We start from the raw sequence: 24,089 nt of genomic DNA on the forward strand, positions 1-24,089 counted from the left end.
AAAACATTCATTGATAAGTCTAATTTCCTATTTTGAAATTATAGCGAGAACACGTTGGACAACCTGTTATTTCGTGTTAAAATTTAGATAAGGATGAAAAAGGGGAAATTATGATGAGTCTATGGATGAGGAAAATAGCCGTTGCATTAATTGCGATTATGACTTTAGGGTTGTATACACCTACTTATCTAATTACAGATGAAGATAATAATGAGGTAGTATCCCCCGAAGGAAGTAATCAGGGAAACTTTGCTGTTAACGATACCACCGAGGCTACCGTAAACGAAGATACTGACCCATTTCGTACTTTAACAGAAAAGGCAAAAGAGCAAAGCTTTACGAAATTCGGACCAAAAATTTCTGAAAAAGTAGAAGATGAGTTCAATCAGTTCATATTACCTAATATCGAACACGCATTAGCCTCTATTATTCAGGATGACAATGCATCATACTTCTCTATAACAGAGCAACCATCAAGTGGTTATGGAGAAAGAATATTTAATGTGTACAATGAAATGACTAAAGAAGACATCGCTAAATTCCATGTAAGAAGAGATAATCGTCCACATGATGGTTATTGGTTTAATTTTCATTATCACTTAAAGGAAGACAACTTTGAAACTCACCACACATTAGGTGAGATTTACTGGGATAAAAATACGCCTCCAAAATGGATGGCATAAATTAAAATAAAGACAAAAGCTTAAAGAAAAATGGTTCCGATATCCTAAAACGATAAATCGGAGCCATTTTCATTTTGGTTAGTACTTCCTAACTTCCCCTATTCCTCATTATAAAATAAATTCCATACCCTCATCAGCGATGTAAAACCCTCGCATTTCAATATCTCTTCTTACTTCACCATTAAGATTAACAGCTGGATTAGAATGATTTAAATGTGTAAAGAAGATTTGTGTGTCTGACGTAACCTCTTGAAGTTTATCCATAGTAACCGTCATTAATGGATGAGGAATTTCTCGATAGTCACGCTTAATATGTTCTAAATCCTTTGAAGAATGGAAAGTTCCATCTAATAAACAAATGTCGGCTTTTTTACTAGCTTCTACAATATCTACTTCCCATTCCTCCCATCGATCAATATCCGGAATATATAGTACTTTTTATTTGGGCCATTGATCCAAAAACCGAATGTCTCAGAAAATTCATTTCGATGTGGGACAGAAATCGGTGTCACCGATACAGAATTAGAAATACTAACAGGGCTGTCATTTCTCAATTCCTTCAATATAATATTATCTTGTTTGGTTAATAGGCTCCAAGGTGCATTATTTTCAAGCATCCCTTTCAATTTCGCTCCTGTAAATACAGGTACTTGATTAGCATTAATACTCTCTTTACCTAAGAATAGTAGACCTGGAAGGTGTCCCATGTGTGCATGGGTTAAAAAGATACTGCTCATTATTTGGCCCTCCAAATGATATGATTGCTGAAGCTTTGACATTTGCTCTTTCATATCAGGAGTTGCATCAATTAAGTGCCATTTCTTCTCATCCGATAATATAATCGCAAGGGAAGCTGCAGAGCGCCTGAGAAGATGATTATCCTTTGAGACTTTGCAGTTTTCACAAAAACAGTTTGGATGTGGAATCCCACCATCTTGCGCAGTTCCGATTACTGATAAAATTACGCTGCTCATGCTATATCATCTCCTTTTTCTATTCGTACGTTATTGGTGTATTCTTTTCGAGTAATTGTCCATCCTGTATATCCAAAGAGTATATTAATAAGAGGAACAAGAATGACAAAGAACGAAAATGGGATAAATTCTGCAGGGCTTGTCCCGAGAATGTCTGCAGCAAAAACTGCGGGAACACCCCAAGGTACCAAATTTATACCGACTGTCCCTGCCGATTCTACCGCACGGGAAAGGTTTTTTGTATCTATTCCCATTTCTTTATATTTATACTCAAACGTTCGCGCTGGTAGAATTATCGCTAGAAACTGTGCACCAGTAGTAAATGCTATGAGAAAAGTTGATAAAATTGTAGTTGAAATTAAGGCACCTGTTGTTCGAACTGTTGCCATTATCTTTCTAGTTAACACATAGAATGCTCCTGTTCTCTCCAGCACCCCTCCTAGAGCGGTTGCTAAAATTAAAATAGAAACCGTACCTAGCATAGAGGTTAAACCACCGTTATTTAATAAAGAATTGATTGCAGTAACTTCTGATTCTCCCGTAAACCCATTGGTCATGGTTTGGATAATATTCGTTATAGATTCACCTTGTATAATTACTGCTAATACAGCACCTAATAAACTAACTGTCATTAAGGCTGGTATGGCAGGTATTTTTTTAAGCATGATAATGATTGTTACTATCGGCATAAAGAGTAATAGTGGATGAATAATAAATAACTTTTCTAATCCTTCTTGTATACTGTTGATTGTTTGTAAATCTGTAATACCACTACCTATATTCGTATTACTCACAATCCAAAATAAAAGTATAGAGATTACAAATGCAGGAATTGTATCCCAAAGCATGTGTTTAACATGACTAAACAAATCCGTACCTGCCATTGCTGGTGCTATGTTAGTGGTATCTGACAACGGAGAAAGTTTATCACCGAAGTAAGCACCTGAAATAATGGCACCTGCAGTAATTCCTGCGGGAAAGCCGAGTCCTTCCCCAATAATCATAAACGCCAGACCAACTGTCGCAATGGAAGTGAATGAGCTACCGAGCGATACTGCGACAAGACCGGTAACTAGTGCAACTATTGGAACAAATACTTCCGGTCGAATCATTATCAGGCCGTAATAGATAATAGTAGGGATGACTCCACTTGCAATCCAAGACCCAACAATCGTTCCTATAATTAATAGAATGAATACTGCTGGCAAAGCTTTGCTAACACCGTCTATCATCATCGTTTGTATTTCATCCCATTTCCAACCACTTACAAACGCTATGAGCGAGGCAGCTATAATACCGAAAATCAACGGAAAGTGCATACCTGCACCCCACAAGAACACAGATAAAGATGCCGTTATAATAATCGTAATGATTGGTAATATTGCTAATCCTAGCGACAATTCCTTTTTCATGATAACTCCTCCTATTTTTTAATCCACAAAAAAAAGCCCTCATCCCAATAAAGGGACGAAAGCTCCGTGGTACCACCCTAATTAGTAGACTCCTGTCTACTCACTCTACTAGATAACGGCCGAAACCGGAAAAAATCAGCTCCCTATTTGTAATTCGCCCTACATCTTGCCTGATTTTCACCAACCATCAGGTCTCTGTTTTCAAGAGTTGTAGAAACTACTAGAATAGTTCATTGCTTTTTAAAATATCAACTTTTATTTACCTAAGATGATTAGAAAAACTCGCATTCGCACGTCTTTTAGCGAATGTGTTAGTTTTTCTTATGTCGGCGGAAAGTTTTTACACTTTCCTAACTACAAAAAAACCTCCATCCCAAAAAAAGGGACGGAGGCTCCGCGGTACCACCCTAGTTAGCAGATTTCTCTGCTCGCTTTGTATTAGATAACGGCCGAAACCGGAAAAAATCAGCTCCCTATTTGTAATTCACTATACACCTTGCCTGATTTACACCATCCACCAGGTCTCTATGTTTCAAGTATGTATAAGCTACTGGAATAGTTCTACGCTTTTCCTTCATGAAGTTAAAGAACATAGTATAGGATTATTTTATAATTGTCAATGGTTTTTAAAAAATCAGGAATTACATGAAAATAAATCGCGCAAATTCACAGGGAATAATCATAAATTTGGGGTAGATTCATTCGTGCATGAGTCTACCCAATAATTTTAGTATTTTATATTTGTTCATATAAATTAGTAAGTTGCACTTCCAATTCACTTTGAGGGTCATCTAATGGAAATATTCTAGCTGTACCATTCTCATTCACTTGTTGTATATAAACCTGTTTTCCATTATAGGTAACATTTTTCATTGTTGGTGATGCAGCAATTTCCATTGCTCTCATACGATGCATTTTCTATCTCCTCCAAATTAAATACTAATAGGACCGGTTTCGTTTAACCCTTCTAAATCAACCTCTTGTTCATGATTCATGGAATCAAGCGGAAAAACCTTAGCGGTATGTTGATTAACTTCCTGGAGATATACCGGGATACCATGATAATGCACATTAACAAATACATCCGAGTTCATTATTTTCTCTGCACGTTGCATATCCATTTTCTAGCCTCCCTTTCATTGCCTTATTATTTTCTTCGAATTTTCACTTCCTATGTTAGGAGAAAAAGTGCTCCTTTGATACATATTTCCAGTTCAGCTGTATCGAATAATCTTTACGGAACATATATTGAAATGATTATGAACTTAAAAGGGAGGAAGTCATGAAAATTCTATTCAGAAACATCATTGGAGCCGCCGTTTTCCTTTTGATACTATTAACAGGATGTACAGAGAAGGAAGAAGTGGATTCCAAGGAATTCGAGCATGCATCAGAAGAGGTTGCTTATGATTATTACAATAACTTGAAGGACAGTAATTTTGAGGATGCACTTCAATTAATAAACGATTCCTATTTGGAATACATTGGATTTACTGAACGTGATTATATTAATACGTTTAAAGATAGAATTACACTAGAGGACTGGAAAATCACCAAGATTGAGGTACGGTCTAGTGAAGAAGTGACGGATGAAGTGACGATTGCACCTCAGCTTCAACCATTACTAACAGAAAGTGTTAACTATCTCGTCATACTGGATTTAGAAATAGAAAATCAAGGGGAAAAAATTGGGGTTGTTGATCATGTCATCCTATCGCAGAATGATAAGAAGAATTGGAAGATTAATGGTATTATATCCTACTAAAAAAAAGCCCTCCTAGGGGCTTTTTGGTTAGGATTACGTCGTACTTGAAAATGATTCCTTAACTACGATGGATTGTGTTACTTTTGTCTTTTTGTATTCTTTAAAATCTTCTTCCCCTACAAGACCGAGGTTAATAGCTGATTCTAACTTTTCCGTATCTGCAACCTTTTTCTCGATAATGAAATCATTCAGATTTAATTGTTCTAATTGAAGTACTGTACCATCGTTATCATAATGAATGGAGGTACGAATTTGTCTTTGTAATTTATAATGACCAAGTTTGATTTCACCTTTACTTTGTATTCCAAAGGTCGCATCTAAAATATCATGAAATTTCTTTTTTAAGTCGTTCATTTCTTGCTCTATATCCTTTTTTTGCTTTGCCAGCTCATAGTATCTTTTTACCTCTGCTTCCAGAACCGTCATAACTTCTCCCATATCTATACCTCCAGTAAATGTCTTTATTTCATTCATATGTCCGCCGTTGGTAGTTCATGCCATTTTTGTGGGACAGGCTCACCAGAGAATATAGGAGCATAATTCGTTAAGTAGCTGAATAAACATCTTGGAAACAATACGGAGGTGTTATTAAGTTGGGTCCAAAAATCATTAAGAAAGATTCTTTTCAACTTATTGGATATCGCCTTTCTACAAATTTAAAGGAAATAAATGAGCATGATATTATCCATCATGCAGCCACAAGACTTAAGGAGAAATCTATTTATATCCATAATAAAGTGCGTGATAAATTACTGATTTTGCAAATTTATCCTATGAAAGAAGAGTTTAATCCAGTTGATGAAAATTTTAACGTTATTGTCGGTTATGAAGTAAATAACGCAGAAGATACACCAGAGAATACCGTGCTTTTTACGGTTGAGAGCAATATGTATGTCAATTGTAAGCATAATGGTTCTAGGACTGATCTTTATAAAACCTATGACTTCCTCTATAATGACTGGTTACAGAAAAACAGATGTACACCTTTAGGTTTTGAAATGGAAGTATGGAATGAAAAATCTGACTCGGAGGTAGAAGTCTGTATACCCATAACGAAATATATGTAAGAAACTTGTTTAAACCTCTTCTTCCACAGGAAATAATAGTAATGATTGCCTTGAAATTAGGATAAGCAGATGTTTCATTGCATATAATTGTAAAAAATAATTTAGAAGAAGTGGGGAATGGTTATGACCAACTTTATTAAAAGAGGGACTTTGTCATTATTATTCATTCTAATGGTATTCATACCTTTTTCAGTTCACCACTCAGCTCAAACAGCAAATGCCTCCAACCAAACTACAAAGGAACAAACCCTTCAGGAAATTCTAAATCAAGTACTTAACCATCATGCAATAAAGGGATCAACCACTGGAGTTAGTGTGCGAAATGCTGATACAGGTGAATTAGTCTATTCGTATTATGGCGACCACCGTTTACATCCTGCCTCTAACATGAAAATGCTGACATCTATCGCCGCTCTCGATACACTGGGTGAAGAACACAAATTTTCAACAGAAGTGCTGACGGACGGGAAAGTGAATGGTAAAGTACTTCAGGGAAACTTATATTTAAAGGGTAAAGGCGATCCGACTTTATTGAAGGAAGACCTTGACCAGCTTGCTTCTCAATTAAAAGCAAAGGGTATTACAAAGATTAAAGGAGATTTGGTAGGAGATGATTCATGGTATGATGATGTTCGACTGTCCCAGGATCTAAACTGGTCAGATGAACCCTTTTATACCGGCGCACAAATATCCGCTTTAACCCTTTCACCTAACAATGACTATGACGCCGGAACACTTATTGTTGAGGTATACCCTGCAAAAGAAGTTGGTAAAAGTCCAATTGTAAAGCTCACTCCTCATACAGATTATGTAACAATAGTTAATAAAGCGTCGACAGTAAAAGATGGGAATAATAGGACCATCTCTATCGACAGAGAACACGGTTCAAATCAAATTATTATTGAAGGAAATATACCAGTCAGTGGCTCTATGGCGAGATCTTGGGTGTCTGTATGGGAACCAACTGGGTACGTTTTAGATGTGTTCAAAAAATCACTGACCACACAAGGAATACAATTTATTGGCAATACGAAAACAACCCTTGGAACCACACCAAAGAATGCTGAGCTCCTTGTCTCTAAGCAATCCATCACCTTAAAGGAGTTACTTATTCCATTTATGAAACTTAGTAACAATGGACATGGAGAAGTTCTAACGAAGGAAATGGGTAAAGTCGTACATGGTGAAGGCAGCTGGGATAAAGGATTAGAAGTATTAACAGAGGTCACCACACAATATGGTATCAATGCAGAGAATATCTTACTACGTGATGGCTCTGGAATGTCCCATAAAAACTTGATCACAGCAAATGATTTATCGCAATTACTATACGCAATTCAAAAAAAAGATTGGTATCCTTCATTTGAAAAGTCACTTCCTGTAGCCGGTAACTCGGAACGATTTATAGGTGGTACACTTCGATATAGAATGACCGACAGCGCAGCGACGAATAACGTAAAAGCAAAAACAGGATCACTAACTGGCGTATCATCCTTATCCGGTTACGTTACATCAAAAGACGGGCAAAAGTTAGTATTTTCTATCCTAGTTAATAACTATATTGAGTCCCCTAGTACTATAAGAACCATCGAGGATACCATTGCCACCAAGCTTGCCAACTATGAATTTTAGCGTTATTAAAGAAGCTTCTAGTAAGGGAGCTTCTTTTTTTGTTTGTGACGAAATTGTTAAGAAACAGAAATATACCCAGGACTTTGTACTTATATTCCATTGTAAATATATCCAAATAACTATACTCTAAGAGTATATAGATATATTTTAATTTAGTAGCTGGGGGCGTACCAACAATGAAAAAAGGGCTAACAAGACAATTAGGAATAATAATTATTGCAGTTTTTTTAATTTCCTTAGCAATCACATCCATATCTAATTACTGGGTAACGTATCAACACACGTATGAAGCAGCCGGGATTGAGGCTGTTGGTTGTGCCAATATCACTACCGGTTTAATCCATCCAGATGATGTAGAAGAATTGATAGATGGAGACCACTCAAAGGAACAACAATTAAAGGAATCACTAAATTGGACAACCGATCATAAACATATTTTTGAGGACCAGTATATTATTTCTTTAGACGGTACCATTCTAATTGCAGATAAGAATTTAGAGGATCAAGGCTTCCGTGCAGGAGATAGCTTTCACCTTGATGAAGAATTAGTTCAAACGATTATGAAAACCAAACAACCAGCTTATTCTGAAATATACGAAGCTGGTGGAATGAAACGTTTAACTGGTTATGCGCCAATCTTTAAAGACCATGATCCAAATAATGAGATTATCGCATTAAACGCTATTGATTTTAATGCCAGTATTGTAACAGAGCGCACACTAGATTCTGTAAAGAGTAGTGTATTACTTGGACTTATACCATTAATCATTGCATGTCTGGTTACAATTTTTATCATTAGTAGAAAGACAAAACCAATTACCTTGTTAATCGAATATGCAAAAAAAATTGCGGATGGCGATTTAACAGTTCAAAAGCTTAGTGTCAAAAATAAAGATGAAATTGGTCTTCTTGCTAATACATTAAATCAGATGGCTGAAAATTTAAGGCACGTTATTAAAGAGTTTAACTCTAGCGCGGATCATGTTGCAACCTCTACTCATGCTCTTGTGAAACATGTCCAAGAGACAAATGAAGCGACAGAGGAAATTGCAACTACAATGGAAGAGTTATCTGCAGGTGTAGATACTCAAGTTCAAACAATCGAAGAAACTTCCGGTACTATTCAAGAAATGTCCAGTGGTATTCAACAGATTGCATCTAACGCACACACAGTATCCAATACAGCATTAGAGGCAACGGATAATGCAACAAGAGGAAAAGAAGCCATTCAAATAGCAATTAAGCAAATGAATGAAATTAAGCATACTGTCCATGGACTCTCTAAGGTTATCGAAGGACTTGGAGAGCGTTCAAGAGAAATAAACCATATTATCGAGATCATTACGGAAATTGCCGACCAAACGAACCTTCTTTCTCTTAACGCTTCCATAGAGGCTGCGAGAGCCGGAGAACACGGAAAAGGATTTGCAGTTGTAGCAGATGAGGTTAAAAAGCTAGCAGAACAATCTTCTAATTCTGCATTACAAATTTCACAATTAATCAATGCAGTTCAAGTCGATATGGAGACAGCTACAACATCCATGAATGACGCAACAAACGAAGTTAGTACTGGTATAGGCGTTGTCACTGATGTTGGTAACTCTTTCGAACAGTTAAATCATTATATTCAAGATGTAAGTATAAAAATCCAAAACGTTACAGAGGCTGTGCAGCAAATGTCTATCGGTGCAGAGGAAATAGTAGAATCCATCAATCATGTAACGACCATCTCCGAGACGGCAGCACTTAACTCGCAAGATGTCTCAGCTAAAACAGAACAGCAAGTCGAGTTGATGAACCAAATTAACGATGCTATCCATAACCTTTCAACGGTTACAGATAATTCACGAGAAATAATTAGTAAATTTAAAGTATAACTTCATTTAAGACTATCTCACTTATTTCATTGGGTGAGATAGTTTTTTATCCCTATAATTACTTTTCGTAACTTGATAATTAATAGTTGCAAAGGGGACAAATCCATGTTAAGATGAAAACGTTGAATTCAAATATATTGAATTAAAGATAAACTACTTCGTTGTTTACTCTTAATTCAAACGATAAAAGCAATTTAGAGGAGGAAAAAATGATGTTAAAAATCGGTATTGTACTTGGTAGTGTTCGCGAAGGACGTAATGGAGAAGCAGTAGCTAATTGGATGCTTAACTTCGCAAAAAATCGTAATGATGAAGGTGTTGAATATGAACTAGTAGATCTTGCTAACTACGATCTAGCTATGTTAGGTTCAAAAGCATCTCAAACAGAAGAAGCTCAAGGCGCAGCAAAAGCTTGGTCTGAAAAAATGGCTTCTTATGATGGTTACATCTTTGTAACTCCTGAATACAACCATGCAATAGGTGGAGCATTGAAAAATGCACTAGATTACTTAAATCCTGAAGTGAACAACAAAGCTGCTGGTTTCGTTGGATATGGTAGCCTAGGTGGTACTCGTGCTCATGAAAACCTACGCCTTATCTTAGGTGAGCTTCAAGTAGCTGACGTTCGTACTGCTGTTACATTCTCTCTAATGGCTGACTTTGAAAACTTCTCTGTATTCAAACCAGCTGACTACCATGCTGATAATGCTAACACGATGTTAGACCAAGTTATCGCATGGAGCCGTGTATTAAAAACAGTTCGCTAATAGAATTGAGGTCAATGATAAATGGGATTCTTAGATAAATTATTTGGAAAATCAAAAAAGAAAGAGGTAGAAACGATGGCTGAAACGTTAAGAGTTGCGATTGTACAAGGTAGTGTTCGCGAAGGACGCAATGGTGCTGCTGTTGCAGAATGGACGTTAAATTTTGCTTCTAACCGAAATGATGAAAATGTTGATTATGAACTAGTAGACTTAGCTAACTATGATTTAGCTATGTTAGGTTCTAAAGCATCTCAAACAGAAGAAGCACAAGCTGCTGCAAAAGCTTGGTCTGAAAAAATGGCTTCATTTGATGCTTATATCTTTGTTACACCAGAATACAACCACACTGTTGGTGGTGCTTTGAAAAACGCACTAGATTACTTAAACCCAGAAGTGAACAACAAAGCTGCTGGTTTCGTTGGATACGGTAGCCTAGGTGGTACACGTGCTCATGAAAACCTACGACTTATCCTAGGTGAGCTTCAAGTTGCAGACGTTCGTACTGCTGTTACGTTCTCACTAATGGCTGATTTTGAAAACTTCTCTGTATTCAAGCCTGCTGACTACCATGCTGATAATGCTAACACTATGTTAGATCAGGTTATTACATGGGGTAGAGCTTTTAAAGCTTTACGATAAAAAACAAAAAATGGTATCTGGTTTTCATAATCAGATACCATTTTTTTGGAGAGAAGGATTTTTTCTAGTGACGTTTACTAGGTAAATTAGCCCTGTTTCCACCACGCTGCCTTCTTCTAATTTGTTCATCCTTTTGCTTCCGCTCATTAAATTTTGCTACAAAACTAGACGTATCCTCCAACGAAATTCCTCCTTATAACACTTTGTATTAGTTTTACCCTAATAGGGTTTGGTTATACGGAAGCTTATTAGAGAAGGCCCTTGTTAACTCAATAACAAGGGCCTTCTTATTAAAATAAATCATCAAATAAATCAAACATTGTTTTCTTCTTCTTTTTCTTATACCCATAATATCTTGGATCATATGACTGTGCATTCGGATATTCCTTTTTATAAGAAGGATGCTCACGGTGTCCCCTCTCATAAGAATCAAACGTTTCTTCATAATACTTACGATCTTCTTTTAGTCCTGCTGTTATCTTTTCTAATTCTCCTCTGTCTAACCATACACCTTTACAGCTTGGACAAATATCAATAAGAACTTCTCCCTTTTGAACTTCCCTCATTTTTACATCATCACAAATTGGACAATTCATATTAAGCCTCCTCTACTTCCATTAAATCTTCTTTTATGATGTGAACTTGCTTTAAAGTTCTTCCATCTACTTCGAGTATCTTAAAGACAAGGTTATCTTTCGCGAACACGTCGCCCTGTTTTGGAAAATGATTAAGCTCTGTCAACAAGTAACCTGATAGTACATCCTCTTCCTCGGGGATATCCGTATTAAAAATAGAATTCAGCCGATGAAGTGTTATTTTACCGTCACAGACGATTTCTGTGTCTGTTAGTCTTTCCACTAATTTCTCACTTTCTAAATCCATCTCATCCTCAATCTCTAACCCAATCATAGCCTCAATGATGTCCTCATGTGTTAGGACACCTTCCGTTCCGCCATATTCATCTAGTACAATTGCTAAGTGTTTCCGATCCTTTGTCATCTGACGGAACACCATTTCAATGGAGTGGAATTCAAAGAACACCATTGGATTCATGTCACAATATTCTTCTAATCGCTTCTCAGGTTCAATGGACCATGTTAATAAATATTTAGAGTGAAAAACCCCCACTATATTATCAATATCCCCTTCATAAACAGGATATCTCGTATATTGATTCTGGATAACGATATCTCTAACCTCTTCATATGTTGCATCATGAGGTACGGCAACAATATCGATACGAGGAGTTTTCATGACGTCCTTCACATTTAAATCTTGAAATTCAAGTACTCCCTTAATACGGTAAGACTCCTCTTGTTTAAACGTACCTTCCGTATCGGCAATGTCTACCATTGCCCTTAGGTCTTCTTTGGATATCGAAACATTCTCTGCATCATCTCTTGCTAAGAGCTTGATAATTAATCCAGTTAGCCCATTTAATAACCAAGTTAGTGGCTTAAATAATATGGTAAAAAATCGAATTATTGGATAGACAATATATGCTATTCTATCTGGAAATGCAGCTGCTACCGATTTTGGTATGACCTCTGATAAGACAATAATGGTCACAGTTAATATCCCGGAAGCCAAAGCAACATTTATACCATAATCGAGCGCAACCATTGTTACTAGTGTCGGCAACATAATATTAGCTATATTGTTTCCTATTAGAATAGTAGTAATAAACTCACTTGGCTTGGACACTAATTCCAATAATTTTTCTGACTTTTTATCATTCTGATTTGCTTTTGTTTGTAGCTTCATCTTATTTGCTGCAGTAAGGGCAGTTTCACTACCAGAGAAAAAGAATGATACAAACAATAATATGATGATCGCAATGATCACAAGAAAGTTCCCCCTTAAAATTTACAATTCCTTTATATAATGGTTACTTTTATAGGAAAATATTTAGAACTTATGATACAACTGTTACGCCTTAAAAATGCTCAATAAATAATCGAATTACATCTGCTCCACCTACAAAGGTTCCTAATGAACTACCAAGGTTAGCAAATATGACTACTAATAATACACGAGTAACCTTGTTGTTCCAGAATCCTTTGAAAGAATGAACATCGGTCGATAGACTTTCAAAGTCTTGAACACTCGGTCTTTTAAAATACGCTTGCACGAATCCTGCGAACCAACCTGCCGCAAGAAAAGGTTCTAATGAAGTTATTGGTGCCGCTATAAAGGCTGTTAAGACTGCAAGTGGATGTCCAAATGCAAGCAACGTCCCTAACGCTGACAAGGAACCATTCCATAAGATCCAGCTAATAACTTGTGCTATTCCAGCTTCTTGATTTGTTATGAAAGTAGTTACGATAAGCGCAATAATAAATATAGGAATAGTCCAACCAATAATTTTAGGGATTTTTGATTTTGGTGGGAGCTTAGTCAACTGCTCTAGGTCATGATCGCTTTTAATCTGCTCCTTAATTCCCGGCACATGGGCAGCACCTAATACTGCTACAACCTTTTCTCCTGGAGCTTCCTTTATCTTTTGTGCCAAGTATTGGTCGCGCTCATCTATTAAAGGTTTTTTCAGCCTAGGAAAGCTTTCTGTGAATTCATCAAGCATGGAATCAATCATATCTTGGGATTTCATTTTCTCCAACTCATCTTCACTGATCGTTTCATTCGTAAAGATACTGGCAATCACTTGCGTTAACAGCATAAATTTTCCTTTTAAACCTATCCCGCGCCAAATACGGGAAAAGGTTACCTGGATATTTCGGTCTGCTAAAACAAGGTCTGCACCAATTTCTTTAGCCGATTCAATCCCTTGGATCATTTCCTGTCCTGGATTAATACCAAATTGACTAGCCATTCGTTTTTGAAAAGAGGATATAGCAAGGTTCATGAGTAATAATGTAGCCTTCTTATCTTTAATAACTTGAAATATATCTGTTTCCTTCCACTTACTCCCCTCTGTGATGGATTTATAACGCTGCTCATCTAACTCCACACAGACGGAGTCGGGATTTTCTGCTGCTATAACTTCCTTTACTTGCTCAGCACTTGTTTTCGATACATGTGCTGTACCAATTAAAATAATTTCTTTCCCGTTTATCTCTAAACGCGATATATTTTCATCCGTCATAGAATACCTTCCTTTATTCATAACTATATAAGATTAATAATAAACTAGTTTGGAATAAAATTGAATATTTTTGATAATCCATTGTCATAAGTGAATAAGTTCAGGCTTATCCCGTTTAGCTATTATTCATTTTTACCCAATTATATCCATGTGGGATTTCTTTCCTACTTTGAAAAAAACGTAGCCTTTATAACAAAGGTTACGCCTTTTCCAATGTGATACCCATATTATTTTAGTATCTCCGTCATAGGAAGATAATTCATTCGCCATTGTAACCATTGTCTTTCTCTTGTTTTCCTAGGTAAGAACTGTCTTATATCATCTATATGAAAGCCAACCTGTAGACGTTTTTCATCCAACATGATAGGACTTCTTAAAAGTCTAGGATGCTTATGAATCAATTCAAGTAATCCCTGAAGTGGAAGTGAATCAATATCGACATTCATTTCCTTATATACTTTCGATCTTGTGGAAATAATCTCTTCTGTGCCCTCGACTGTTCTACTCAGGATTTGCTGTAGCTCCTTAACAGTCAATGGCTCCCTTAATATATTTCTTTCAATATAGTCTATATTATTTTTCTTAAACCATTCTTTTGCTTTTCTAGTTGATGAACATGCAGCACCATAAATCATTACAGTCATGTACCATTCCCCATTTCTACTAAATTTGAAAACTATAGCGTATTACCTACTTACATACTGCTTAAAGATTTCAATAAATTGTTTTGGAGAAGATTTCACAGTATAAGAATAAACACCACGAATGGTATGTAAGTAAAGGAGTCCTCCTCCTTCACTTCCTATTTCCCTATATGACATATCCAATATATCTCTTATATGGAATTCCCGGTGCTTACTGACAATCTTATCAGAATAAAGTACGAGTAAACGTTTATGCTCTATATCCACTTGCTCAATGCTATTTACTCTTCTTTCCACCTTGACATATTCCTGCTTCGCTAGTACTTCCACGAAATCCCTCCAGGTCTTGTAAAGCTTATTAATCCATCACTCTATTTTCTTCTTCTAAAAATCGAATAAAATGATTTATCGCAAACACTGGCTGTTGTTTTACTTGTTGGATATAGCGATCCTTTATAAAATCTTCCACAACAGTACTCTTCTTAATGCGCTTGATTATAAATGCCTCACTAACCTTTACTATTTCTTTACGTTGGTATTTTGCTTCCTTGGATAAAGTAAACCCAGTTGCCCCCATTACTGCATATATGATCAAGGAAACAGTGGTTCCTGTTTCTGGCATTACAATCAATGAGAAGAACAGATTAATTAGCGAGAATGCAATTAATGGAAAGGACCAAAAGGAATATTTAGAAACCTTTTTAATAAAAGGTGAGATGGTTTCATTTAACTTATCAACTTCTTTTCTTACAAAACTCGGCATATCTGTCATGGGTAAATTCATCTTAATCCACCTCTTCTTAGTTTTCTCTTTCTCTAAATATCAAAATATATTTAATAAGCTCTAGTAACGCAATCAACGTGCTAGCAACATAAGTCAATGCTGCAGCATTTAGTACTTTTCCAACGCCTCTTTCCTCTTGATTCGATATTAAACCAAGTTGTAGCAGTTTATTTCTCGCTCTCTTAGAAGCATCGAATTCTACTGGTAATGTGATTAATTGAAAAAGAACTGCCGCTGAAAAAAGTATAATACCTAGACCAATCAAATTTGCCCAATCGAGTAAAAAACCTCCAATAAGCAAAAATGGTGATAGTTGTGATCCGATATTAGCTACCGGCACAAACTTATGACGTAGAACTAACATCGAGTAGCGATTAGCATGTTGAATCGCATGACCTACTTCGTGGGCAGCTACTGCTAAGGATGCAATAGAACTACCTCGATATACAGGTTCAGATAGTCGTATTACTCTAGCGGTTGGATCATAATGATCGGATAAAGCTCCTCTTCTAGACAATTCAATTCTTACATCCGAAAGACCTTCACTATCTAGAATTTTCCTTGCAACTTCTAATCCTGTCATCCCTGAGGAAGCCCTTACTTTAGAACCTTTGCGGAAATTCCCTTGCACTCTTGTCTGAGCCCACATCGCAAGAAAGAATGCCATAATAATTAAAATATCCATTGGATGAAAGAGCATATCGTATCCTCCTAGATGTCTATCTTGCTATCAATAGACTTGCCATTATCATCCCAGATTTAAACCAAATTTTGGTTCTTTCATAGATATATACGAAATAACTTTGTGTTTTGTTGCACAAATTCATAAAAAACTTTATATTTCTGGGTATAGTCATAGTATAAAGAATAAATATGAACTGAATATGAACTAAAAAAGACCATGAGCAAAAAATGCTCATAGTCTTAGTACTATTGGCCAATCGGTATATTAACAGTGAATGTAGAGCCAACCCCTTCTTCACTCTCCACCTCGATACTAAATTTATGCATACGCAAGATTTTTTTTACGATTGATAGACCTAAGCCGTTTCCTTCTACCGACCGATTACGGGAGCGATCCACTTTATAGAACCTACCAAAAATATTAGGCATCGCTTCTTTTGGTATACCAATCCCATTATCTTTCACCTTCACTTTAATTTTATTGCTCACTATTTCGATGGTTACTTCAACAACCCCATCTTCATCCGAGTACCGAATACTGTTTGTAATCAAATTCAACCAAACCTGCTCCATCAAATCTTTGTCTGCAAATATCTCTACCGGTTCAATTTCCAAGCGAATGTCGATGTTCTTCTTACTCCACAGTGGTTCCGTTGTCAATACAGAGTTACGAATTTGTTCATCCAATCGATAAGAGGTTGGGTGGTATGGATGATGTTCAGAGTCAAGTGATGCCATCCGTAGTAAATTTTCACTCAATCGGGACATTCGTTCAATTTCCTGATAAATAATTTGTAGGTATTCCTTCTGATCCTCTTTCGGTACTACATCATCCATAATTGCTTTTGTAAATCCTTTAATAGATGTTAAGGGTGATTGAATCTCATGGGATACATTACTTACAAAGTCCGCACGCATCGTATCTATCTTCTCTAATTCTGCAGTCATATGGTTGAAGCTATCGATTAATTCCCCAACCTCATCCTGATTCTTTCTATTCTTCTTTTCCACCCGAACAGAGAAATCACCCTTGGCGATTTTCCGTGATGCTTGAGTTAGCCTTCTAATTGGTTTAACTAAGTAAGTGGAGGCAAAAAAGATTAAAATACTTCCAATTAACAAAACCAATAATAAAGAAACAAATACACCCTGTTGCAGGTCTTCAAATTCGTCCTCATAATCGATTCTAGTGATGAGTGCATATTGCTGACCGGAAACATGGATTGGAACACCTATAATCCTGGCAGATTGGTTATCCTCATCTACAAGCACAACAGGATCATCAAAAGAATGACTTAAAATCTCCTCTATGTCTTCACGCTGGATTGGGAATCTCTTATTGCTTTCCTTTTTATAAAAGACCGTGCGGCCATCTGTAATTAACACATCAAAATGGATATCATCAAATTCGTCCATTAATAACGGGATACTATCTGGACCGGCTATTTGAATGATTTCAGCTAATCCAATAGATATTTTCGATAATTCCTCTTTAAAGATTTCCTCTTGTTTAATGGAATAGGGTGTTAAAGCATATGACAGTACAATACTGACGATAACGACCCCGATGAAGGTACCAACTATTTTCAGGTAGAGACTCTTAATCATGACTAGCCTCCAAACGATATCCAAGCCCTCTGACAGTTGAAATCGAAATCTCTTCAAAATGTTCTAGTTGTTCTCGCAGCCGCTTGATATGAACATCCACCGTACGCTCGTCTCCTTCGTAATCATATCCCCAAATTTTTTCGATTAACTGATTACGTGTGAAGATTTTCCCTGGTGAGCTTGCTAGTACAAACAGTAACTCACATTCCTTCCTTTTCAAGGCTACACTCTTATCATCAGATTGAACGGTTAAACTGTCCTTATCAATTAGGATAGATCCAATTTTCACCTGATTCTCTGCACCAATATTATATCGTTTCAACAATGCTTCTACACGAAGAACCAGTTCTACTGGATCGAATGGCTTCACTAAGTAATCATCGGTTCCAGCACGGAATCCTCTAACTTTATCTTGAGATTCCCCTTTAGCTGTCACCATTAATATTGGAATGTCTAAGAAGGAGCGAATATCCTCCGTAAGCTCGTAGCCATCTATATTAGGCATCATCACATCGACGATAGCAAGTGCGACCGTCTCTTTCTCCAGTATCGTTAAAGCCTCCTGGCCATCTTCCGCTTCGACTACACTATAGTTACTATTTTCTAGATATAAACGAATTAATTTTCGAATATGTGCATCATCATCCACAACTAAAATTTTGTTCATACAAGTTCACTTCCCATTATTATTCTATGTTTAGTTTAGCCTAGGAATCCCGAACAGTAAAATTAGAAAAACTCGGTAGACGCTTCTATTTCCTTCAGAACACAAAAGCAATATTTTTACAATTTGCATCAATATTTTCCCAAATACGACTAATACTATAAGCAACCATAATAAAAGGAGTGATAATATGAAAAAAATTCTCATCAGTTTCATTACCGTGTTTCTAATCACCATCTTGCTTTCGGCATGTAATAATGATAATGCCAATAATGATAATGGCAATAACAATAACAACCAAACGAATAATGATGGTAACATTTCTAGTCTAAGTACCGACCAATCTAGTAATGATTATCCAGAGACACAGCCTATTAAGACTCAGGATGCAAAATACGAATTCCGCAAAGCTCCTGAAGGACAGCAAGCAACACCGGAGAATAAAGCACCAAATACAAATAATGTAGCCAACAAGCAGAATACCCAGCAAGCCAAGAACGGGAACTACGCTTTAAGTAATTTTGAGAGTGATGTAGTAACTCTCACCAATAAGGAAAGACAACAGGCTGGGTTATCGTTACTGGAAGTGGATAATGCTCTTAGCAATGTAGCTCGGGAAAAGTCGAATGATATGCAACGTAACGGCTACTTCTCCCACACTAGTCCGACCTATGGGTCACCATTCGATATGATGCGTGATTTCGGAATTACCTATCAATCAGCAGGTGAGAACATTGCACAAGGTCAACGAACACCAGATGAAGTCGTACAAGCATGGATGAACAGTGAAGGGCATCGTGCCAATATCTTGAATCCAGACTTTACACATATTGGAGTCGGTTATGACCCAGATGGACAGCATTGGACTCAGATGTTTATTAGAAAATAAGGATTATAGGGTGTCACGGTGACACCCTTTTTATATTAAGTTAGAATAATTATCAATTTGAGATTGATATTTCACTCAGTTAAGACTACTAGCCTGTAGTAATAAATATTTCAAAATGTTATAGTACATCACTTCCCCCTATGCTAAAATCTCATTAGGAAAAAGGGGGATGGAAAATCATGCTAAAGGAATGGACTTGGTTCGAACGTATTTGGTTACTCGTTTTTGCAGGGATAAATATTTGGTTATTCTTCGCTTGGGATGACACCCTATTAGGTTTAATTAGTTCCTTAACCGGTATGCTCTGTGTCGTCCTAGTTGCCAAAGGAAAGATTAGTAACTACTACTTCGGGATAATTCAGACTGGCACATATGCTTATATTTCCTTTACATACGGGTTATATGGGGAAGCAATGCTAAATGGATTATTCTATTTTCCTGTGCAATTTATTGGTATTTATTTATGGAATCGAAATAAAACAAAACAAAGTACGATTGGGGAAGAAGTTATTGTTAAGCGAATGAACGCTAAAGCTTGGACGTTTACATTAGCCGCTATTGCACTAGCTACAGTGTTATACGCCATATTTTTAGAACTCATTGGTGGGAGAAGTGTCGGTCTTGATTCCGCAACCAATGTATTTTCCATTGCTGCTCAGATTCTAATGCTGAAACGTTTTGCTGAACAGTGGATCATGTGGATTATCGTAAACGTATTATCTATTATTCTATGGTATATCACTTTAGTAGATACTGGTGGAAATGATTATACGCTTCTAGTCATGTGGACTGCATTTCTGTTTAATAGCGTTTATGGTTATATAAACTGGATTCGAATGAGCAAAAAGCAAGGAGCGGTATAAATGCGTGAAGTAGGAATGTATGGAGGGAAATTTGTTCCTATCCACATGGGCCATGTCCATGCCATGATTCAAGCTAGTACAATGGTGAAAGAACTTCATTTTATTGTTTCGTACGATGAAGCTTATGAGCGAGAAGTGTTTTTCAAGGGCGCTCAAATCCTCCCAATTCCTTATAAGGTGCGGTTACGTTGGTGGAAGCAGCTTACCAAGGAAATGTCACATGTCCATGTGCACGCTATTCAAGAAAAACAAACCGGGCACTTCTCAGATTGGGAATATGGAGCAAAAGCGATTAAAGATGTGATTGGAAAAGAAATTGATACGGTCTTTTCATCAGAGGTGGCTTACGAAGACTATTTCCATAAACTATACCCGAATGCTGAGCATATTTTGTTAGATAAAGATCGCCTAGCGTTTCCTATTTCCGCAACCAAAATTCGTACAGAAGGTGTCATGAAGCATTGGGACTTCCTACCAAACATTGTCAAACCTTACTTCGTTAAAAAGGTTGCAATCGTGGGAACAGGAAGCACTGGTAAGTCTACACTCGTAAAAAACCTCGCTAGCCTTTACAATACAACATGTGTTCAGGAGGTTGGACGTAGCTTTTATGATCGACTCGGAACCTATGAAACCATGAAAAGTGATTTTGCAGAAATTGCATTTGAACACCATCTAGAGATAAAGAAGCAATTGAATCTCGCTCGTAAGATTTTATTTGTAGATACAGAGGCCTTGGTTACTCAAAACTTTTCCATCGCCTATGAGAGGATTAGACAGCCTATACTTGATGGAGTAGCAAAGCTGCAACAGTTCGGACCTATGGCTATTCCTAGAACCTGATGTGGAATGGGTGGATGACGGTACAAGAGTATTTGGTAAGATTAGTATCAGAAAGAAGAATAATGATAGGCTTAAACAGCTATTAGCAGAGCAGCAGATAAGCTATATTTCCATTAAGGGAAACTATCAGGAACGTTTACAGAAAGTAATTCCTTTAATTAATAAATTATTAGATTAATTGATCAGAAGAAAAGCTCCTTATAATCTTTAGAAACCTAGTTGATGTAGAAATCCGTAAGATGCATGATAAAGTTAGAGAGGCTGACGTCTTCGGGACCTCAGCTTTATGGACTGGTTTATTTAGAAAAGACTAATCCCCATTAAGTACCCCCTACCAATTCCAGGTAGGGGGCACAAATTAACCTTTCTTCCTAACTTTTATGATAAACGTTGCCGGAATTAACTTGGCTTTTTCAACGGAATACCATCTAAGGTCATTCCCCTCTGGGACAACATCGGGTAGTACGACATCGTCTATCACCTTCTCAATTTCAAAACCAACTTGAATCAATGTATTGATATATGTAGATAATTTACGGTGATAAATGATAACCTCATTCTTCCATGCCTCATTAAATTCTGGACCTTCCTCTAAGTATGACTTGTCTACTATAAAACTATCTTCTATCCGTTTCACTCGGTCATGCATTGGGTGTTCCCAACTAAAGACAAAAATTCCTCCTGGCTTTAAGTAACGATGGATATTGGATAGTGTCTTTTCAAGATCTACGGTCCATCCAAGGGCATAAATGGAATAGGCGATGTCAAAATAATTCTTCGGTAATCCTGGATCTTCTTCCATTGGGGTCTCGAATAGTTTTACTATTGCCTCTTGGTCTTGAAGTAATTCTCTCGCTGTTTCGATTTGTTTCGTTGTCAAATCTATTCCCCAGAGCTCTGCCGCTCCATTCTCTCCCATATAGTTCAAGGAATGTCCGCTACCACACCCAATATCAAGTACCTTTTTATTTGAGATTTCACCAAACAGGTTTAACTCCGACTCTGTTGGTGCAAGCGGTCCTAGTTCAGGTAAAGCAGTTCTACCGAAAAAGCGTTTCGCAGATTTTTCCCAGCCTTGCTTGTTTATATGAAGCATTTCTACCTTTTCCATTCTGTTCCCCCTAGTTTTACTTGATATTACTTTCTAACATTCTACCAAAGATGTATAATTAAGAAAAATTAAATATTAATACATCATTCGCAATTTGAGACCTTAAATTTATATTAAAATCACGGTAGATACTAGTTAGGAGGGATTATCATAGACTGGATATTATTAGCTTCTTTAAGCGGTTTCCATATTGGAGATATGCTTTTCCAATTATTTTTTCTCGTATTCATCGTTTTAATCATTATTCTAATTGTTACTTTCATCCTTTCGTCGAAGAAGCGTAAACATCAACTTGACCGACTGGAGGAGAAGCTAAATTCTATAGAAAACAAATTAAATTCTGATTGATAGGTACATGTCACCATGTAACACCTATGACTATCGGACGATTACCACTGCACTAATATAAGCTACAATATAAATATGCATGGTGAGTCGTTAGGGTGGGATTTTCACTTCCCTCTGGAACCATTTTGGTGAAAGGGGGGATGCCTTTGGATTTTGTGATATCGATATTGATGTTACTGATCGCAGCGGGTTCATTTTTGATCACATTGCTGGAGTTCATTAGGCGGTTAATTGACGACAAGATTAACAAAAAGTGAACCCCCACCCGTGACGGCTAATCACTAATTAGGTGAGGGTTCTTTTGTTCATTTTAATTGTAAGATGTTCAGAGGGAATTCCACACCTGAACTTCTAACCATGCGAGCCGGGGATGTCGAAAGCATCCTCGGTTCATCTTATGCTGATTTAGCTACCATTATACCTAGCACTCCTCCTAATGTCCACAACCGTTTTAAACCTTCATGACATCCTCCTCGACACCCCGAAGTAATATTCCGAATATTTATGCTATAATTTGATTATTATTTATAATAGTTATGGAGAGGAAGTATGTGATGAAGAATTTTGAGGAAGTTCTTGGTGACTATTACAAAGCTTGGAATCAAGGTTTTAAAACAAAAGACCCCACTAACATCAAAGAATTCATGTCAAAGGATTTCACAGGATATTGGGCTTTTTCTGGAATAGCGAAACCTGAAATATATGACTATCATTATGATATTACCACTGTGTTAAATCAATATGATGAGAATACAAATAAAGATTATGAAATCATCTCCACCACCAAACGTAATTCGGAGGAGAATTATTTAATCTTCGGCACAGAAACAAGTATGATATCTGGACAACCTCATTACGCTAAAATTATGTATGTCTGGGCTATTGAGAACGGAAAGTGGAAGTTAATTCGAGAGTATATTGAGATGGAGAATTAGATTAACGTTTAAGAAAGTAGTTGAATATTTATGGATAAATTAGAATATGCACTTGTATTAAGAAAGAAGAAAAAGTTAAAAGAGTCTAACTCCCTATTGATAGAATTAACAAAAGAACATCCTCACAACCCCGAGTACCACTATCAATGTGCTTGGAGCTTTGATGTGTTAGGAGAAGAAGCGAAGGCTGTTCCTTACTACGAAAGAGCAATTGAATTAGGTTTAAACGGTAAATCCTTGGAAGGTGCAATAGTGGGATTGGGGAGTACTTATCGTACAATAGGCGATTATGAAAATTCTAAACGAATCTTTGAAAAAGGATTGAAGTTATTCCCAAATAACCAGGCGATAAAGGCATTCTTCTCCATGACTCTATATAATTTAAAACAGCACGATCAGGCAATGGAATTACTGTTAAATTGTTTGATAGAAACTACTGCCGATAATAGCATTAGAGATTACGAGAGAGCTATTCGGTATTATTCGGATAAGCTTGACCAAATTTGGTAGATCCTGTATTCTTACCACGCACACAAGGAACTGGAAAATATCCAGTTCCCATTTGTTAGTTTTCCTTATATATCCATTCCTTCATATGCTAGAAGAAACTTTTCATAGCTTTGGCTCCCTAATGTCTCAGTATTACTTCTAAACAAACGCTTAAAAGCAATCTCCTTGGCTTCGCTCACTGGACAATCTCTCGTATTCATAATTAAAGTCATATAAGCTACAAAGTATTCTTTACTTAGTGCCCCACCACGATTAAGTATCATAATCATTCCTCCGGCAATTTATAA

The 24,089-nt window shown here is 36.8% G+C and carries 32 protein-coding genes and 2 other annotated features; of the genes, 14 read left to right on the forward strand and 18 right to left on the reverse strand.

Features of this window, described 5'->3' with window-relative positions; all coding sequences use genetic code 11:
• Positions 1-113 precede the first annotated feature (113 nt).
• On the forward strand, positions 114-683 hold the full coding sequence (locus tag G5W_RS0110455) for a YpjP family protein (protein WP_010096478.1): 570 nt from the start codon (positions 114-116) through the stop codon (positions 681-683).
• Between the two features lie 108 nt (positions 684-791).
• Here G5W_RS0110455 and G5W_RS24255 read toward each other — a convergent pair whose 3' ends face one another.
• The 5 genes from G5W_RS24255 to G5W_RS0110475 all read right to left on the reverse strand — a co-directional run bounded on the left by G5W_RS24255 (position 792) and on the right by G5W_RS0110475 (position 4,190).
• The gene (locus G5W_RS24255; protein WP_010096483.1) at positions 792-947 is read right to left on the reverse strand and encodes a hypothetical protein; all 156 of its coding nucleotides are present in this window, start codon (positions 945-947) and stop codon (positions 792-794) included.
• Positions 948-1,072: 125 nt separating this feature from the next.
• A complete protein-coding gene (locus G5W_RS22150) occupies positions 1,073-1,657 on the reverse strand; it encodes an MBL fold metallo-hydrolase (protein ID WP_010096485.1) in 585 nt (194 codons plus the stop codon).
• The gene (nhaC, locus tag G5W_RS0110465) at positions 1,654-3,069 is read right to left on the reverse strand and encodes a Na+/H+ antiporter NhaC (protein WP_010096487.1); all 1,416 of its coding nucleotides are present in this window, start codon (positions 3,067-3,069) and stop codon (positions 1,654-1,656) included. The genes G5W_RS22150 and nhaC overlap by 4 nt, the downstream gene beginning before the upstream one ends.
• 48 nt (positions 3,070-3,117) lie before the next feature.
• Positions 3,118-3,312: a binding site (T-box leader), on the reverse strand.
• A gap of 135 nt (positions 3,313-3,447) precedes the next feature.
• Positions 3,448-3,642: a binding site (T-box leader), on the reverse strand.
• Between the two features lie 162 nt (positions 3,643-3,804).
• Entirely contained in the window at positions 3,805-3,984 is a 180-nt protein-coding gene (locus tag G5W_RS0110470; protein WP_010096489.1) for an H-type small acid-soluble spore protein, read from the reverse strand.
• Positions 3,985-4,001: 17 nt separating this feature from the next.
• Complete coding sequence (locus tag G5W_RS0110475; protein ID WP_010096490.1) at positions 4,002-4,190, reverse strand: H-type small acid-soluble spore protein; 189 nt, start codon at positions 4,188-4,190, stop codon at positions 4,002-4,004.
• 161 nt (positions 4,191-4,351) lie between these two features.
• Between G5W_RS0110475 and G5W_RS0110480 the strand changes: the two genes are divergently transcribed.
• The gene (locus G5W_RS0110480; RefSeq protein WP_010096491.1) at positions 4,352-4,834 is read left to right on the forward strand and encodes a hypothetical protein; all 483 of its coding nucleotides are present in this window, start codon (positions 4,352-4,354) and stop codon (positions 4,832-4,834) included.
• A 33-nt stretch (positions 4,835-4,867) separates the two neighbouring features.
• Here the strand turns inward: G5W_RS0110480 and G5W_RS0110485 are convergent, their stop codons facing one another.
• Positions 4,868-5,272: a hypothetical protein gene (locus G5W_RS0110485; RefSeq protein WP_010096492.1), complete on the reverse strand. Its 405-nt coding sequence runs from the start codon at positions 5,270-5,272 to the stop codon at positions 4,868-4,870.
• 155 nt (positions 5,273-5,427) lie between these two features.
• On the opposite strand from G5W_RS0110485, the gene G5W_RS0110490 reads away from it, so the two are divergent.
• From G5W_RS0110490 to G5W_RS0110510, 5 genes are all read left to right on the forward strand, one after another.
• Positions 5,428-5,901 (forward strand): GyrI-like domain-containing protein, encoded by a 474-nt coding sequence (locus tag G5W_RS0110490; protein ID WP_010096494.1) that lies wholly within the window; start codon positions 5,428-5,430, stop codon positions 5,899-5,901.
• 123 nt (positions 5,902-6,024) lie between these two features.
• Positions 6,025-7,533 carry a D-alanyl-D-alanine carboxypeptidase/D-alanyl-D-alanine endopeptidase gene (dacB, locus tag G5W_RS0110495; protein ID WP_010096495.1) on the forward strand — a complete coding sequence of 503 codons (1,509 nt, stop codon included), beginning with the start codon at positions 6,025-6,027 and terminating at the stop codon, positions 7,531-7,533.
• Positions 7,534-7,709: 176 nt separating this feature from the next.
• The gene (locus G5W_RS0110500; protein ID WP_010096496.1) at positions 7,710-9,410 is read left to right on the forward strand and encodes a methyl-accepting chemotaxis protein; all 1,701 of its coding nucleotides are present in this window, start codon (positions 7,710-7,712) and stop codon (positions 9,408-9,410) included.
• A 212-nt stretch (positions 9,411-9,622) separates the two neighbouring features.
• Positions 9,623-10,177, forward strand: a complete 555-nt coding sequence (locus G5W_RS0110505) for an NADPH-dependent FMN reductase (protein WP_010096498.1) — start codon at positions 9,623-9,625, stop codon at positions 10,175-10,177.
• 21 nt (positions 10,178-10,198) lie between these two features.
• Entirely contained in the window at positions 10,199-10,816 is a 618-nt protein-coding gene (locus tag G5W_RS0110510; RefSeq protein ID WP_010096500.1) for an NADPH-dependent FMN reductase, read from the forward strand.
• A 64-nt stretch (positions 10,817-10,880) separates the two neighbouring features.
• Here the strand turns inward: G5W_RS0110510 and G5W_RS23570 are convergent, their stop codons facing one another.
• The 10 genes from G5W_RS23570 to G5W_RS0110560 all read right to left on the reverse strand — a co-directional run bounded on the left by G5W_RS23570 (position 10,881) and on the right by G5W_RS0110560 (position 18,306).
• The gene (locus G5W_RS23570; protein WP_010096501.1) at positions 10,881-10,997 is read right to left on the reverse strand and encodes a DUF4023 family protein; all 117 of its coding nucleotides are present in this window, start codon (positions 10,995-10,997) and stop codon (positions 10,881-10,883) included.
• Positions 10,998-11,106: 109 nt separating this feature from the next.
• The gene (locus G5W_RS0110520; RefSeq protein ID WP_010096502.1) at positions 11,107-11,412 is read right to left on the reverse strand and encodes a TFIIB-type zinc ribbon-containing protein; all 306 of its coding nucleotides are present in this window, start codon (positions 11,410-11,412) and stop codon (positions 11,107-11,109) included.
• A gap of 1 nt (position 11,413) precedes the next feature.
• Positions 11,414-12,661 carry a hemolysin family protein gene (locus G5W_RS0110525; RefSeq protein ID WP_010096504.1) on the reverse strand — a complete coding sequence of 416 codons (1,248 nt, stop codon included), beginning with the start codon at positions 12,659-12,661 and terminating at the stop codon, positions 11,414-11,416.
• Positions 12,662-12,752: 91 nt separating this feature from the next.
• Complete coding sequence (locus G5W_RS0110530) at positions 12,753-13,919, reverse strand: TraB/GumN family protein (RefSeq protein ID WP_010096506.1); 1,167 nt, start codon at positions 13,917-13,919, stop codon at positions 12,753-12,755.
• 227 nt (positions 13,920-14,146) lie between these two features.
• Positions 14,147-14,563 carry a Spx/MgsR family RNA polymerase-binding regulatory protein gene (locus G5W_RS0110535; protein WP_010096508.1) on the reverse strand — a complete coding sequence of 139 codons (417 nt, stop codon included), beginning with the start codon at positions 14,561-14,563 and terminating at the stop codon, positions 14,147-14,149.
• A gap of 42 nt (positions 14,564-14,605) precedes the next feature.
• On the reverse strand, positions 14,606-14,893 hold the full coding sequence (locus tag G5W_RS0110540; protein ID WP_010096509.1) for a hypothetical protein: 288 nt from the start codon (positions 14,891-14,893) through the stop codon (positions 14,606-14,608).
• A 28-nt stretch (positions 14,894-14,921) separates the two neighbouring features.
• A complete protein-coding gene (locus G5W_RS0110545; protein ID WP_010096511.1) occupies positions 14,922-15,347 on the reverse strand; it encodes a DUF5392 family protein in 426 nt (141 codons plus the stop codon).
• 16 nt (positions 15,348-15,363) lie between these two features.
• Positions 15,364-16,047, reverse strand: coding sequence for a zinc metallopeptidase (locus G5W_RS0110550; RefSeq protein WP_010096514.1), 684 nt, complete (start codon positions 16,045-16,047; stop codon positions 15,364-15,366).
• Positions 16,048-16,277: 230 nt separating this feature from the next.
• A complete protein-coding gene (locus G5W_RS0110555) occupies positions 16,278-17,639 on the reverse strand; it encodes a sensor histidine kinase (protein WP_010096516.1) in 1,362 nt (453 codons plus the stop codon).
• The gene (locus G5W_RS0110560) at positions 17,632-18,306 is read right to left on the reverse strand and encodes a response regulator transcription factor (RefSeq protein ID WP_010096518.1); all 675 of its coding nucleotides are present in this window, start codon (positions 18,304-18,306) and stop codon (positions 17,632-17,634) included. Before G5W_RS0110560 ends, G5W_RS0110555 begins: the two co-directional genes overlap by 8 nt.
• Before the next feature lie 187 nt (positions 18,307-18,493).
• Here G5W_RS0110560 and G5W_RS0110565 point away from each other — a divergent pair, with 187 nt between their 5' ends.
• From G5W_RS0110565 to G5W_RS24495, 4 genes are all read left to right on the forward strand, one after another.
• Positions 18,494-19,192, forward strand: a complete 699-nt coding sequence (locus G5W_RS0110565; RefSeq protein WP_010096520.1) for a CAP domain-containing protein — start codon at positions 18,494-18,496, stop codon at positions 19,190-19,192.
• Between the two features lie 179 nt (positions 19,193-19,371).
• Positions 19,372-20,055 (forward strand): nicotinamide riboside transporter PnuC, encoded by a 684-nt coding sequence (gene pnuC / locus G5W_RS0110570; protein ID WP_010096522.1) that lies wholly within the window; start codon positions 19,372-19,374, stop codon positions 20,053-20,055.
• Positions 20,056-20,898, forward strand: coding sequence for an AAA family ATPase (locus tag G5W_RS24490; protein ID WP_010096525.1), 843 nt, complete (start codon positions 20,056-20,058; stop codon positions 20,896-20,898).
• 10 nt (positions 20,899-20,908) lie between these two features.
• On the forward strand, positions 20,909-21,076 hold the full coding sequence (locus G5W_RS24495; RefSeq protein ID WP_010096527.1) for a hypothetical protein: 168 nt from the start codon (positions 20,909-20,911) through the stop codon (positions 21,074-21,076).
• A gap of 180 nt (positions 21,077-21,256) precedes the next feature.
• On the opposite strand, the gene G5W_RS0110580 is transcribed toward G5W_RS24495, so the two are convergent.
• A complete protein-coding gene (locus G5W_RS0110580) occupies positions 21,257-22,009 on the reverse strand; it encodes a class I SAM-dependent methyltransferase (protein WP_010096529.1) in 753 nt (250 codons plus the stop codon).
• A gap of 518 nt (positions 22,010-22,527) precedes the next feature.
• Between G5W_RS0110580 and G5W_RS24865 the strand changes: the two genes are divergently transcribed.
• The 3 genes from G5W_RS24865 (at position 22,528) to G5W_RS0110595 (ending at position 23,802) form a co-directional block, all read left to right on the forward strand.
• Positions 22,528-22,614, forward strand: coding sequence for a putative holin-like toxin (locus tag G5W_RS24865; protein ID WP_420178372.1), 87 nt, complete (start codon positions 22,528-22,530; stop codon positions 22,612-22,614).
• A gap of 297 nt (positions 22,615-22,911) precedes the next feature.
• A complete protein-coding gene (locus G5W_RS0110590) occupies positions 22,912-23,292 on the forward strand; it encodes a hypothetical protein (RefSeq protein WP_029191092.1) in 381 nt (126 codons plus the stop codon).
• A gap of 30 nt (positions 23,293-23,322) precedes the next feature.
• On the forward strand, positions 23,323-23,802 hold the full coding sequence (locus tag G5W_RS0110595; RefSeq protein WP_010096532.1) for a tetratricopeptide repeat protein: 480 nt from the start codon (positions 23,323-23,325) through the stop codon (positions 23,800-23,802).
• A 65-nt stretch (positions 23,803-23,867) separates the two neighbouring features.
• Here the strand turns inward: G5W_RS0110595 and G5W_RS0110600 are convergent, their stop codons facing one another.
• Complete coding sequence (locus tag G5W_RS0110600) at positions 23,868-24,065, reverse strand: hypothetical protein (RefSeq protein WP_010096533.1); 198 nt, start codon at positions 24,063-24,065, stop codon at positions 23,868-23,870.
• Positions 24,066-24,089 lie beyond the last annotated feature (24 nt).

The sequence above is a fragment of the Ornithinibacillus scapharcae TW25 genome (genome assembly GCF_000190475.1).
Lineage (GTDB): Bacteria > Bacillota > Bacilli > Bacillales > Amphibacillaceae > Ornithinibacillus > Ornithinibacillus scapharcae.

Coding starts and splice junctions, on each gene's coding strand:
- G5W_RS24865 (WP_420178372.1), top strand. CDS start 22,528: ATGTTACTGATCGCAGCGGGTTCATTTTTGATCACATTGCTGGAGTTC.
- G5W_RS0110555 (WP_010096516.1), bottom strand. CDS start 17,639: ATGATTAAGAGTCTCTACCTGAAAATAGTTGGTACCTTCATCGGGGTC.
- G5W_RS0110535 (WP_010096508.1), bottom strand. CDS start 14,563: ATGACTGTAATGATTTATGGTGCTGCATGTTCATCAACTAGAAAAGCA.
- G5W_RS0110545 (WP_010096511.1), bottom strand. CDS start 15,347: ATGAATTTACCCATGACAGATATGCCGAGTTTTGTAAGAAAAGAAGTT.
- G5W_RS0110505 (WP_010096498.1), top strand. CDS start 9,623: ATGTTAAAAATCGGTATTGTACTTGGTAGTGTTCGCGAAGGACGTAAT.
- G5W_RS22150 (WP_010096485.1), bottom strand. CDS start 1,657: ATGAGCAGCGTAATTTTATCAGTAATCGGAACTGCGCAAGATGGTGGG.
- G5W_RS0110480 (WP_010096491.1), top strand. CDS start 4,352: ATGAAAATTCTATTCAGAAACATCATTGGAGCCGCCGTTTTCCTTTTG.
- nhaC (WP_010096487.1), bottom strand. CDS start 3,069: ATGAAAAAGGAATTGTCGCTAGGATTAGCAATATTACCAATCATTACG.
- dacB (WP_010096495.1), top strand. CDS start 6,025: ATGACCAACTTTATTAAAAGAGGGACTTTGTCATTATTATTCATTCTA.
- G5W_RS0110560 (WP_010096518.1), bottom strand. CDS start 18,306: ATGAACAAAATTTTAGTTGTGGATGATGATGCACATATTCGAAAATTA.
- G5W_RS0110485 (WP_010096492.1), bottom strand. CDS start 5,272: ATGGGAGAAGTTATGACGGTTCTGGAAGCAGAGGTAAAAAGATACTAT.
- G5W_RS0110455 (WP_010096478.1), top strand. CDS start 114: ATGAGTCTATGGATGAGGAAAATAGCCGTTGCATTAATTGCGATTATG.
- G5W_RS0110595 (WP_010096532.1), top strand. CDS start 23,323: ATGGATAAATTAGAATATGCACTTGTATTAAGAAAGAAGAAAAAGTTA.
- G5W_RS0110580 (WP_010096529.1), bottom strand. CDS start 22,009: ATGGAAAAGGTAGAAATGCTTCATATAAACAAGCAAGGCTGGGAAAAA.
- G5W_RS0110550 (WP_010096514.1), bottom strand. CDS start 16,047: ATGCTCTTTCATCCAATGGATATTTTAATTATTATGGCATTCTTTCTT.
- G5W_RS0110565 (WP_010096520.1), top strand. CDS start 18,494: ATGAAAAAAATTCTCATCAGTTTCATTACCGTGTTTCTAATCACCATC.
- G5W_RS0110470 (WP_010096489.1), bottom strand. CDS start 3,984: ATGCATCGTATGAGAGCAATGGAAATTGCTGCATCACCAACAATGAAA.
- G5W_RS0110475 (WP_010096490.1), bottom strand. CDS start 4,190: ATGGATATGCAACGTGCAGAGAAAATAATGAACTCGGATGTATTTGTT.
- pnuC (WP_010096522.1), top strand. CDS start 19,372: ATGCTAAAGGAATGGACTTGGTTCGAACGTATTTGGTTACTCGTTTTT.
- G5W_RS24490 (WP_010096525.1), top strand. CDS start 20,056: ATGCGTGAAGTAGGAATGTATGGAGGGAAATTTGTTCCTATCCACATG.
- G5W_RS0110510 (WP_010096500.1), top strand. CDS start 10,199: ATGGGATTCTTAGATAAATTATTTGGAAAATCAAAAAAGAAAGAGGTA.
- G5W_RS0110600 (WP_010096533.1), bottom strand. CDS start 24,065: ATGATACTTAATCGTGGTGGGGCACTAAGTAAAGAATACTTTGTAGCT.
- G5W_RS0110520 (WP_010096502.1), bottom strand. CDS start 11,412: ATGAATTGTCCAATTTGTGATGATGTAAAAATGAGGGAAGTTCAAAAG.
- G5W_RS0110500 (WP_010096496.1), top strand. CDS start 7,710: ATGAAAAAAGGGCTAACAAGACAATTAGGAATAATAATTATTGCAGTT.
- G5W_RS0110530 (WP_010096506.1), bottom strand. CDS start 13,919: ATGACGGATGAAAATATATCGCGTTTAGAGATAAACGGGAAAGAAATT.
- G5W_RS24255 (WP_010096483.1), bottom strand. CDS start 947: ATGGATAAACTTCAAGAGGTTACGTCAGACACACAAATCTTCTTTACA.
- G5W_RS0110590 (WP_029191092.1), top strand. CDS start 22,912: ATGAAGAATTTTGAGGAAGTTCTTGGTGACTATTACAAAGCTTGGAAT.